This is a genomic window from Methylosinus trichosporium OB3b (assembly GCF_002752655.1).
Taxonomy (GTDB): domain Bacteria; phylum Pseudomonadota; class Alphaproteobacteria; order Rhizobiales; family Beijerinckiaceae; genus Methylosinus; species Methylosinus trichosporium.
The window spans coordinates 496,152-509,041 of sequence record NZ_CP023737.1 but is presented as its reverse complement, the minus strand read 5'-3'; the positions used below and the strand labels follow the sequence as shown (position 1 = coordinate 509,041).

2 protein-coding genes are annotated in these 12,890 nt (G+C 67.3%); both read left to right on the top strand.

Annotated elements, in window-relative coordinates; all coding sequences use genetic code 11:
- The first annotated feature begins 13 nt into the window (after positions 1–13).
- Complete coding sequence (locus tag CQW49_RS02350; protein WP_244441260.1) at positions 14–460, top strand: YbjN domain-containing protein; 447 nt, start codon at positions 14–16, stop codon at positions 458–460.
- Between the two features lie 27 nt (positions 461–487).
- The gene (locus tag CQW49_RS02345) at positions 488–12,760 is read left to right on the top strand and encodes a filamentous haemagglutinin family protein (protein WP_003609753.1); all 12,273 of its coding nucleotides are present in this window, start codon (positions 488–490) and stop codon (positions 12,758–12,760) included.
- Positions 12,761–12,890 lie beyond the last annotated feature (130 nt).

The following is a 12,890-nucleotide window of genomic DNA, read 5'->3' as shown; positions in this document are numbered from 1 at the left end:
GCTCATGTCGGACATGACCATTGCTTCTCTGACCCTCGACGAGCTGCGCGAGTTGGTGCAGCAGGCGGGCTATCGCGTCGAGACGGCGACCGATCCGGTCGCCGCCGTCCCCTATCTCCGCTCGGCCACGAGCGGCCTTTCCTTCGACATCCGGCCGGGCAGCCGCCTCGCGGGCGAAGGCGAGGCGCGCTTCGTCGACATTGCCCTCGTCTGCGTGCTGCAGATCGGCGGCGAAGCGCCGGCGGAGCTGATCAACGGCTGGAACGTCGCGCGGCGTTTCGCGCGGCTCCAGAGCGGCGGCGCCTTCGTCGCTCTCTGCATGGACGTCTCGGCGGTCGGCGGCGTGACGCGCGCGCATCTGCGCGCGCAGATCGAGGTGTGGGACCGTCTCGTCCAAGACCTCGTCGTCTATTTGCGCGAAGGCTTGCGCGCGCCGGCGGCCGCGCCGGCCCCTCGATAAGATTTCGACAGCACGGACCCTCGCATCATGACATTGCGCGCTCACCGCCACGACGCTCATCGCCCGGCGGCTTTCGGCCAGTTCCGCTTCGCGCCATTGTCGCGTGGACGTCTGCTCGCGGGGGCGAGCGCGATGGCGCTGGCCGTGATGGTCATGCGCGGGTTCGATGTCGCGGCGGCGCGTCCGCTCGGACAGGGCGCCGGCGCGACGGCGGCGCCCACCGTGGCGATCGATGCGACGACCGCCGCCGCGCAGCAGGCGGCGGCCATCGCGCGTCAGAGCCAGAGTACGATGACGCGCGCGACGCAGGCCATTCAGGCGATGCAGGCCGCGCAAGCGGCGGCGCGCGCAGCGGCGGCGGGCGCGACGACGCAGCCGGCGATCGCCGATGGTCTCGGCCTCGGCGGCGGCGGCGTGCTGCCCGGCCTCGTCCGCGATCCGCGCGCGACGCTCAATTCCAGCTATTGGATCAACGCCGATCTGCCGACGCAGAGCGTCAGCAACGGCAAGACCGAGGTCACGATCAAGCAGAACGCCGCGCAAGCGGTCATGACCTGGCTCTATTACAACGTCTCGGCCAATACGACCGTCATCTACGACCAGCAGGGTCACGCAGATTGGGTGGCGCTCAACCGCATCGACGCCACTGGAGCGCCGAGCCGCATTCTCGGCCAGATCAAGGCCGACGGCACGGTGCTGCTGATCAATCCCAACGGCATCATCTTCGGCGCCGGATCGCAGATCGACGTGCATTCGCTGATCGCCTCGTCGCTCGACATCGACGGCACGGCGGCGGCGAGCGTTTTCAACGGCAACGCCGCCTACAACAAGATGACCTTCGATATCGAAGGGCTCGGCGCCGTCACCGCTTTCGCGCCGCCCAACGAAGCCGCCGCGAACAGCAATTTCGTCGGCAGCGAGACGGGGCAGGGTCTGTTTCCGATCGCGACGCTGCTCGGCGTGACGGTCGGCAATTCGACGCGCTTCTCGATGGGAACGATGGACGGCGTCACGGCGGCGCAGAGACCCGGCGGCGGCGCCATCGTCGTCGAGAGCGGCGCAGCGCTCGAGACCTCGGTCAATTCGACGGGCGACGGCGGCTTCGTCGCGCTGCTCGGCACGAGCGTGTCCAACTCCGGCGCCATCACCACCAAGAACGGGCAGATCATTCTCGCGGCGCAAGGCTCGGTGCTGCTCAGCGAGCCGCAGTCGACGGCGACGGGCGTGCATACGGCGATCGTGGTCAATCAGGATTTTTCCGCGGGCCAAAATCCCAGCAACTCGACCTTCTCGCCGCCTTCGCTCAGCGGCGCCGGCGTCGTAACCAATGACGGCCTGCTGCTCGCGCCCAGCGGCGCCGTCACCGTGTACGGCGAGCGCATCGAGCAGGAGGGGGTGCTCGCGGCGACCACCAGCGTGACGCGTCCGGGCTCGATCACCATGTCGGCGTCCGGCGATGTCGTCTTCGGCGCGAACAGCGTCACCGCCATTCTGCCCGACGAGGACAGCGGCACGGTGCCCGCCGGAACCGCCACCGCCGATTATTACGCCAGCAGCCTGCAGCCGCACATCGACATCAGCGGCGACGGCGTCGATTTCCAATCGGGGTCGCTGCTGCGGGCTCCGGGCGCGGCGGTCGCCATTCACGGCTCGAACTCGCCGGTGCTGCTCGAATCCGGCGCGACCATCGACGTCTCCGGCCTCGCCGATGTGCAGGTTCCGATCTCCAACTATCTCGTCACCTTCGTCGTGACGCAGAACGATGTCGCCGATTCTCCGCTGGCGGCGGCGCTCGTCGGCACGACGGTGACGATCGACACGCGCCTCTCCGGCACGCGCGCCGATGGGGTGAGCTGGGTCGGCTCGCCGGTCGTCGACGCCTCGGGCTATGCGACCCTCATTCCGAAATCCATCGAGGAGGTGTTGACCGTCGGCGGCTCGCTGAATGTCTCCGGGGTGACCTTCATCCAGCAGCGCGGCTCCATCGTCGATTTGTCGGGCGGCTATGTCAGCTATACCGGCGGCGCGATCAACACGACGCGGCTCGTCGGAGCGGACGGGCGCTTCTACGACATCGGCGCCGCCGATCCGGCGATCCGCTATGTCGGCGTCGCGGCGGCGGGCGGCTTCACCGTCGCCCATTCGCGCTGGGGCGTCAGCGAGACCTTCATCAATCCGCTGCTCAACCACCCGCATTACGAAGACGGCTATATCGCCGGCGCCAGCGCCGGTTCGCTGTCGATTTCCGCTGTTCCGATCCTCGACGGAACCATCATCGCTCGCACGGTTGCGGGCCTGCGCCAGCGCAGCAACGCCATCGGCGGCGGCGCGACGCAGCAGACCTCGCTCGAGCAATTGCCGGCGGGCGCGTCGCTGACCATCACCGGCGGCGGCGATTATCTGCTGGAGACGAGCGCGCAGGCCGGCGACGATCCTTACGGGCTCGCCGGTTATTCTTATGGCGGGGATTATTCCGCGCCGTCGACGGTGGCGCTGCTCACCGATCGCCTCTCGGAGACGGGCTTCGGCTCGATCACGATCAATGGCTCCGGCGACATTCGCCCGGTCGTGAACATGGCGCGAGGCGCGACGCTGACCGTCGCGGCGGGCGGCGCGGTCGATCTCGCCGGCGTGCAGACCATCGACGGCGTGATCAACGCCGCGGCGGGCAGCATCACGCTGACCGGCAGCTACAACGGCGCCAGCGCCACTTCCGCGCCGCCGCCGCTGGTCATCGGCTCGAATGCTGTGCTGAATGTGCGCGGGCTCTGGGTCAATGACGCGGGCGCCGTCGGCGATTCTCTGCAGGGCTCGGCCTTCGTGAACGGCGGCTCGGTCAGCATCAGCACGGTCGCTTCGAATTATCGCCTCGACGCGAACGACGACAGTCAGATTTTAGACGCGACGCAGAGCATTATTCTCTCGTCGGGCAGCGTCATCGATGTGTCGAGCGGCGGCTATGTCGGCGCCAACGGACGGCTGGCGTTCGGCGCGGATAGTTTGCCGCTCGGCCGCGGCGGCAATCTCTCGCTGCAGACCTATGTCGGCGGCTGGGTCGCGCTCAATCCGCAGGCGGATGTCTATAACGAGCATCCGACCGGCGGCAATCTGCCGAACGCCGCCACCATCGTCTTCGGCGGAACGATCCGTTCCGAAGGGCTCGGCGTGGGTGGAACCTTCACGCTGCAAGCGCCGACCGTCACCGTCGACGGCGAGACGAATGCGATCACCTCCTATACATCGGGCGCGCGCTCGGGCGAGGTGGTGCTGCCGGCGCGCTTCTTCGCCGACAACGGCTTCTCCGATTATTCGCTGACCAGCGTCTATGGAAGCGCGACGGTGACAGCGGGAACGACGGTCGCGCTGCGGCAGACGAATTATCTGACGACGGATGCGCTGACGTCGCTGCCGACGGGCGCCGATCTGCGCGAGGTGGCGACGATTGGCCTCGCGCCCGACGGCTTGCGCAATCCGGTGAGCTTCGCGCTTCAGCACGTCGCCTATGTCTACGACGAATCGGGGCCGAGCGCGACGGCCGGCGTGCGGCTCGACGCCGGGGCGCTCATCGTCGCCGAGGCGGGCCTCAATGCGCAGGCGTCTGTCAAGCTCGAATCGCTCGGCGGCTCGGTCACCGTGCTCGGCTCGATCACGGCGCCCGGAGGCGAGATCGACCTTCGCTCCGAGCGGAGCAATGTCAGCGGGACCGATCGCCTGGAGGTGACCGTCGGCGCCGACGCCGTGCTCGATGTGAGCGGGGTCTTCGTTCGCGATCCGACGCAGATCGCCTATCGCACCGGCGTCGCGCTCGACGGCGGATCGATCGACATCTTCTCCGAGCGCGCCATCGATGTGAAGCGGGGCGCGCGGCTGCTGCTCGACGGAACCTCGACCAGCGTCGAAATTCCCTCCGGCTCGCCGTTCGCGGGGCTCGTCACGCAGACGATCTGGAGCGACGGCGGCTCTCTGACGATCGACGGGCCGGGCTCGTTCGCCGGAACGGTGAGCGCGCGCGGCGGCGCGGCGCTCGCGAGCAATGGCTCGCTGGTCGTGACCGCTCCGACGATCATCGAGCAGGCCGGCGTGGTCGGCGTCGTCATCAGCCGTTATGCGACGGAAGAGAATTTCGTCATCGGCGTCGACACGCTCAATGACAGCGGCTTCGATTCCATCTCCTTGCCGGACGTTTCGTTCGTCGGCTCTATGTCGATCGCGACACGCGGCTCGCTTCTGCTCGGCGGAACGCTGACCTCGCTCATTCGCAGCGGCGACGCGCCGGCGAAAGTCGAAATCGACGCCGGCTATGTCTGGCTGCGTGAGTCCGACGTCATTCCGCTGAACGCGACGACCGGGCGCAGCAGTTTCGATGTCTCGGCGCAATGGATCGACATCGGCACGCCGGACACGACCGAGCGCGATGGAGGCACGCAGGTCGCCTTCCGCAATTTCGGCTCAGTCTCGCTGACGAGCGCCGACGCGATCCGATTGATCGGCTCCAATGTCTCCTTGCCGAGCAATTCATACGCCGGCGCGCTTTCGGTCGTGGGCGATCTCACGCTGCGGGCGGCGGAGATCTATCCGACGAGCGGGACGAGCTTCACCCTGCGGGCGTCGGGCAAGATCACCGTCGAGCAGAACGGCGTGGCGAGCGCGCCTCTATCGGCCGGCGGCGCGATCATTCTCGACGCGCGCAACATCGTCCAGAACGGCACGCTCTGGGCGCCTTTCGGCCAGATCGTGCTCGGCGACGCGACGAGCACGCAGAGCGTGACGCTCGGCGCCGGCAGCCTGACATCGGTGTCGGGAGCGGGATTGGTCGTGCCCTATGGCTACACGGTCGACGGCGAGAGGTGGTTTGTCGGAGCCACGGATTATAGCACTGATTACGAAGGCTACCGCCTCACTTCGAGCCCGACGCGCGCGATCACGCTCAATGGCGAGAGCGTGGCGACGCGCGCGGGCGCGCGGCTCGATCTCTCCGGCGGCGGCGACTTCTACGCCAGCGAGTTCGTGGCGGGTGTCGGCGGCAGCCGGAATGTGCTCGCCGGCTCCAATGTCTATGCGCTGGTTCCGACCTCGTCGTCCCGTGTCGCCGCCTATGATCCGACCTTCGCTTATTCGCCTGTGACGGGGTCGGACGGCGGCGCCGTGTTCGACTCGAGCCTGCTGAACGCGACGGCGGGCGGCGCGATCTACATTTCGGGCGGCAATGGCGTGGCGGCGGGCTATTACACGCTGATGCCGGGCATGTATGCGACCCTGCCGGGCGCCTATCGCGTCACTCTCGCCTCCTCGTCCTCCGGCAGCGCCGCGTCGTGGAGCCAGACGACGATGGACGGCTCGATCTATATGACCGGCCAGCTCGCCAATCTCATCACCGGCGCGCGCTCGTCGCAGAATGTGGTGTTCCAGCTGCAGGCGCAGTCGACCTGGTCGCGCTATTCGCAGATCGACATCACCTCGGGCGCGCGCTACATCCAAGAGCTCGCATTGACCGCGGGAACGGCCGTTCCCGCTCTGCCGGTGGACGGCGGCGCGCTGACATTCGCCGCGCGCAGCGAATTGTCGATCGGCGGCGAGTTCGACTTCAGCGCCGGCGTCAGCCCGCTGGCCTCGGACGTCGCAGGCGTCGGCGGACAATTGGCGATCAGCGCCGCGAAGATTCTCGTGCTGGCCTCGGATAAGACCGCGCCGCAGGGCCGAGCCGGCTATCTCACCATCGACGCCGATGAGATCAGCCGTGTCGGCGCGACGACCGTGCTCATCGGCGGCTCGTCGAGCGTCGATTCCGCGGGGCGCCTCGTCGTGACCAGCGTTGCGACCGATGTCGAGATCGACACGAGCGCAGCGCATGGCTTGACCGCTCCCGAGCTGCTGGTCGTCACGACCGGAGGCGGCGCCGGCATCGTCGTCGACCGCGCCTCCTCCATCGCCGCCGTCGGAACGGCCGCGAGCGGCGACCGCGACATTGTCGTCGCCGGCGACGGCTCGCTGCTGCGCGTCTCCACGGGCTCGATGGTCGCGATCACGCGCAGCAACGCGACGGAGCAGAACGGCGCCATCGTCCTCGCGGACAATGTCCGCATCGCGGCCAATGCGCTCACTCTCGATTCGAGCGGCTCCAATCGTCTCGGCGATCAAGTCGCACTCACCGCGAAAGCCTTCGATCTCTCCGCGAAGATCATCGACTTCGGCGGCGACGGTTCTTCCGGCGGGCTGGTGCTGAGCAGTGCTATTGTCGCCAATTTCGCCGGCGCGGATTCGGTGCGGCTCCGTAGCGCTTCGGCCATTAATTTCCACGACGCTGCGGGATTGTCGATCGGTGACGCCGCGCATCCCATCGGCGAGTTCAGCCTCGACGGCGGCGGGCTCTATGGCGAAGGCGGGAGCACCAGCCTCTTCGCCACCAATATCGTCCTGACCAACACCAGCGGCGCCGCGACCGCCGCCAATGGCCTCTCGGGACGAAATGGCCTGCTGACGCTCGATGCGACGCAGACGATCACGCGCGCCGCCGGCGCGATGACGGCGAATGGCTTCAGCCGGATCGACCTCGCGGCGGACCAGGACATTCGCTTCGCCGGGACCGGCTCGCTGACGGCGATCAACGGGTCCGGCCGCGCCGATGTCGCCTTGTCCTCGCCCAATGTCATCGCAATGGCGGGAAGCGCGCAGTCGCTGATCGCGAGCGGCGCCTTGACGATCCGCTCGACCGGCGCGGCGGCGGCGGTGGCGCCGACAGAGATCGGCGGCAGCCTGTCGCTGACAGCGGCGAGCATCACGAGCGCCGGCGTGCTGACCGCGCTCGGCGGAACCTTGTCGCTGACGGCGACCACGGGCGATGTGACGCTCGCCGACGGCGCGCTGGCCGACGCCGCCGGCACGCGCATCACGCTCGGCGACGTGACGCAGGACACGCCCGGCGGAACGGTGCGCATCATCGCGCAGCAGGGCGATGTGACGATCGCCACGGGAGCGAAGATCGACGTCTCGGCATCCGGCAATGGCTATGCGGGCGGCGTCTATATCGCCACGGGCGGCGACGGCGTGACGACCTTGAACGGCGTCTTCGACGCCTCGGCGCAATTCAAGGATTCGGGCGGAACCTTCGTTCTGAGCACGGGCCATATCGTCGGCGATCTGCCCTGGAACGGCTTCACGCGTCGCTTCGAGACCGCGGTCGGTCACGGCGATCTCATCGTGCCGGAGGGTGTGACGCTCAATTCCACCGAGGTGCGGCTGGTCGCCAATAGCGGCAGCGTCATCGTCAATGGCGCGATCGACGCGAGCGGGCCGACGGGCGGCGTCATCGCGCTCTATGGCGCTGGCGTGACGGACTCCGCCGGCGTGACGACGGGCGGCGTCACCATCAACGCCGGCGCGCGGCTGCTCGCCCGCTATGCGGCGCCCTCGGCCGACGACCCCGGCTACGCCAATGGCGAGGCCGATCTCAATCGCAATGGCGGCAGCATCACGCTCGGCGTGACCGGATATTGGGACGGCGTCACGCTGAATGCGGACGGCAGCGAGCGCGTGACGCTCGCAGGCTCGGGCCGCATCCTCGTCGCTTCCGGCGCGACGATCGATGTGAGCGCGGGAGAGGGCGGAACGGGCGGAACCGTGTCGCTGCGCGCACCGGTGGTCGTCGGCGCGAATGGCGCCCGCGACGTCAATGTCAGCTTCTATGAGAACGCCTCGGACAGCGTCATCGGCGCGAGCGGCGTCGATCTGAACGCCTTCGCCGTGTGGAGCACGACCGATCCGACGACCGCGGGCGGCGGGCGACATTTCGACGGCGTGATCGATCCGGCCGGCTGGTTCAACGCCAATGGAACGCGCATCGCCGGAACGACCGACGAGACGACCGGCATCTTCACGCCGAGCGGCGCCGTCAACGCCGATCATGTGACCTTCTATCAGCAGACGCTGCTCGGCTTCGTCAATGATCCGTTCGGCGGGGCGAATGCGGCGGTCGAGGCGCGCTTCGGCGCCAATGTGCGCAGCGCTCTGCACGTGCGGCCGGAGATCGATCTCTATAATCCGAGCGCCGACATCAATCATGGCGACATCACCGTCGCCAGCAATTGGAATTTCGGCGCCGGCTCGCTCGCCTCCAATGGCGCGTTCAATCTGCTCTACCGCACCACCAATGGCGGCGAGCCGGGGACGCTGGTGCTGCGCGCCGTCAACAATATCGATGTGAATGCGACGATCACCGACGGCTTCTATGTGCGCTATGACGTCGGCGGCTCCGAGGCGACCGATGCGGCGACGCTCTATAATGCGGAGCTCGCGTCGGGTCTCTATCAGACCTATCTGACCATGTTCTCCAACGGCGTGCTGCGCTATTCGGCGAGCGGCCTCAATGATCTCGTCGCCGCGGTCGCCTCCTGGGCGGATTTCGGCCTCACCGGCCCCGCCGATTCCTCGGCTGCGAGCGCGGATTATTTCAACCTGCCGCAGAATGTGTTCGACGGGCTGCAATTCGAGCTGCGCGCGCCGACCGTTGTCGCCGGATCGGCGCAGGTCGTGGATCAGTACAATCAATATTACGCTAAATATCTCGATCTGTTCCGCGCCTATGAGACCGAGATCACCGGGCTCGACAAGCACGGCATCGACGTCAATGCGAGCAACAGCGACATTTCCGGCGTGACCGGTGGCAACATCGTCTCCTACGCCGATTATTCGGCGATCGTCTCCGCCGTGTTCGGCAGCGTCGCGATCGATCCGTCGACGCTGGCGCTGCCGACCGCGCCGACGACCTCCTCGGCCTATTACAACATCAGCGATGGATTGGGCGCGATTCAATTCGCCGAGAATGGCTCCGCGACGACCTCCGCCGCCGATTACGCGACGCAATGGGCGGCTTATTTCTACAGCGTGATCAATCTCAACCTCGTCAACAGCTCGCAGTCCACATTGGTGGAGCTGCTCGGGAATCCGACGCTCGCGAGCGCGGCTGGCGCCGATACGGCGAATGGCGTGCTCACCGCCATCGCCGTCACGCCGCCCTACGCGCCGCCGGCCTATACGACGCTGCAGCCGGGTTATGTATCCTCCACCGCGCCCAATCCCGCGCATCCGGCCGATCTCATCGCCAATAATCCGGCGATCTACAGCGTCGGCAATGTCGCGGTGACCAACACGACCTCGGCGGCGAGCCTGATGCCGGCGAGCTTCGGGAACAGCTTCTCTTATGATTTCGTCGCCGGCGCGAGCTTCCTCTCCGGCAACAAGGCATCGGTCGATCCGAACGCGGTCGTTTCGCTCACGCAGACCGTCGATCCGACGACGCCGACGGCCAGCGTCGTCATCGACGGGCATACGAGCTATGTCTATAGCGCGGACGCTGAGACGAGCACGACGATTCATATTCCGACGCTGGTGCGCACGGGAACGGGATCGATCACGCTCACCGCCGCGGGCAATGTGCAATTCGTCGAAACGGTCGTGCAGGGCGCCGTCTACACCGCCGGCGTTGCGGCGACGACCCCGGCCGATTATGTCGCGCCCTCTCTGACGAACGCCTATCTCGCCAATCCTACCGGACTTCTGTCCACGCCCGCCTGGGGGACGGGCGGCGGCTCGGTCGTCGTGAACGCCGGCGGATCGATCATCGGGGTAGCCTCGGCGCTGGAGAGCGAGAGCTGGGGGGACTGGTTCATCCATTATGGCAATTCGGACGGCGACGGCACGCCCTTCTCCGGTTGCGCCGGCGCCGCGACCGCCTGCCAGACGGCGGCCTATGTCAATTACGCGACCTTCTTCCAGCAATTCGGCGCGCTCGGCGGCGGCGACATCACGCTGCGCGCCGGCCGCGACATCATCGACGTCTCCGCTTCTCTGCCGCAGACGATGCTGGTCGCCGGCGGATTCACCGCCGCCGATCCCGCTCATGCGATCACTTACGGCGGCGGCAATCTGCTCGTGCAGGCGGGCGGCGATCTGAACTCCAGCGCCTTTCTCGTCGGACGCGGCGCGGGCCGCATCGAGATCGGCGGCTCCGTGCAGGCGACGACCGACAATCCGATCGTCGGCGACGAGAGCGCGACCAGCCGTCCGCTGCTGCTCGCCGTGCAGGAGGGTTATATTTCCGTCGTCGCCAAGGGCGATCTCACGCTCGGAACGCTGCTCGATCCGACGACGACGCGGCAATCCGATCCCGATCTCCTCACCTACGTTCAGAGCCTCACGCCGAACGCGCTGCTGCCCGGCTTCGACGGCGCGGACAATCTGCTTTGGGGCAGCAGCTTCACGAGCTATGGCGCGCGCGCGGGCCTCTCGCTGGTCAGCGTCGCCGGCAATGTCGACGCGTTGACGCTTTCGGTCGACAACACGCTTCCGGACAGCTCGACCGTCGTCGCGTCTTCTTCCCTACTGCCTCCGAGCCTTTCGGTCGCTGCGTTGCAGGGCGATGTGACGATCGGCTCCGGAGACGCGCGCATGATGCTCGCTTATCCGACCGACAACGCCGGCCACGACTCGGCGAGCCTCACGCTCGCCGCCGCTGGCTCGATCAATGTCGATCTGACGCTCGACGCGCCGACCGCCGCAGTGGTCGGATCGGCGACCAACGAAGCCAATTATGTCAATCCGCTCGGCCTGTCGTCCTACACGCTCGCGCCGACGGCGTGGACGACGAGCGCGCCGGTCCTCGTCAGCGCCGGCGTCGATCTCGACGGCTCGTTGTCGGTGGATCGGCCCACGCAGCTTCGCGTCGGCCGCGATATCGGCTCCGACAACTTCACCTTCACGGGCGTCAATTTCACCGACACGGATGTGACGAGCGTCGTCGCCGGCCGCGACATCGGCGGCGCCTATCATCTCTATGGCCCCGGCGCGCTGCTGATGCAGGCGGGGCGCAACATCCGCAGGCCGCTGAACGCCTCCGCGGACAGCGTGTTCTCGATCTACACGATCGGCAATGGCTCGGGGGGAGCTCTGGCGGACGGCGTCGTGCCGACGCTGCACAGCTATCTCCCGGACAAGGGAGCGAGCATCTTCGTGCTCTATGGCGTCGCCAGCGGGGTCGACTATGACAAGGCGACCCGTCTCTATGTCGATCCCGCATCGGCGGCGACGAGCGGCGTCGATTTGCTGAGCTACATCTCGGCAAGCCTCGGCGAGACGCGCGAGGCGGCCTGGACCAGCTTCCAGAGCCTCTCGGCGGCGCGCCAGCATCTCCTGATCGACGAGGCCCTTCTCTCCTTCCGTTATGATCAGGCGATCAAGCTCTATGTCGATCCCGCTTCGGCGGGGACGGGCGGCGTCGACTTCCTCACCTTCATCGCCAAGAGCCTCGGCCAGTCGCGCGAGGCGGCGTGGAGCAGCTTCCAGAGCCTCTCCGAGACGCGTCGGCGCCTGCTGGTCGACGAAGCCTTCCTCTCCTTCCTCACCAGCGTCGTGACCGATTACGGCAATGCGTCGAGCCCCTATTATCAAACCTACGCGCGCGCCTATGCCGTGATCGACACTCTGTTTCCGAAGAGCGAGCGCGACGATCCCGCCGCGGTCGGCCGCCTGGTGACGCCCTATTCGCTGATCGAGACCCAGGCGGGCGGCGACATCAACATCATCGGCCCGGTCGGCGGCATTCGAGTCGGCTCGGCGGGCCGCGACACGCTGACTCCGGACGAGGAAGGCATTCTGACGCTGCGCGGCGGCTCCATCCGCATCTACACGGATCAGACCGTGCTGGTGAATCAGAGCCGCGTGATGACGCAGCAGGGCGGCAATGTGGAGATCTTCAGCGGCAATGGCGACATCGACGCCGGCTCGGGTCCGAAGACCTATGTCGCCAATCCGGTGCTGAGCAAGGTCTGCAATTACGCGACCGGCTATTGCGCGGTCAATCCGCAGGGCCTCGTCACCGGCGCGGGCATCGGCGCCATCGTCACTCTGCCGACGCAGGATCCGAGCCTTTCCAACGCGGTGCTGTCGGCGCCGCGCGGCACGGTGGACGCGGGCGCAGCAGGCATCAGGGTCAGCGGCAATATCGTCATCGTCGCGCAGACGGTGCTGAACGGATCCAACATCAGCATCGGCGGCAGCGCTTCGGGTCTGCCCACCAGCGCCTCCTCGGCCAATGTCGGCGCTCTGACCGCGGCGTCGAGCACGGCCGGCGCCGCGGCCAAGTCCGTGGCGACGCCGCAAGCCGGCGCAGGAGGCTCGGACGCGCCGTCGATCATCACCGTCGAGGTGCTCGGCTATGGCGGCTCCGAGAATGACGCCGAAGGCGCCGGAGCGTCGGCGCCCGCGAGCGCCGGCGGCGCTGAGGATCAGAAGCGCCGCAGACGCTGACCGCGCCGACGCATGTCATGAAAAGAAGCGAGCCTGAAGGCTCGCTCTTTTTTCCAGCATCCCGCAAATGGGAAAGCGAGCCGATCGGCTGCGTCGCCGCGCGCGATGTCGTCAGCGCGTCGCCGCGAAT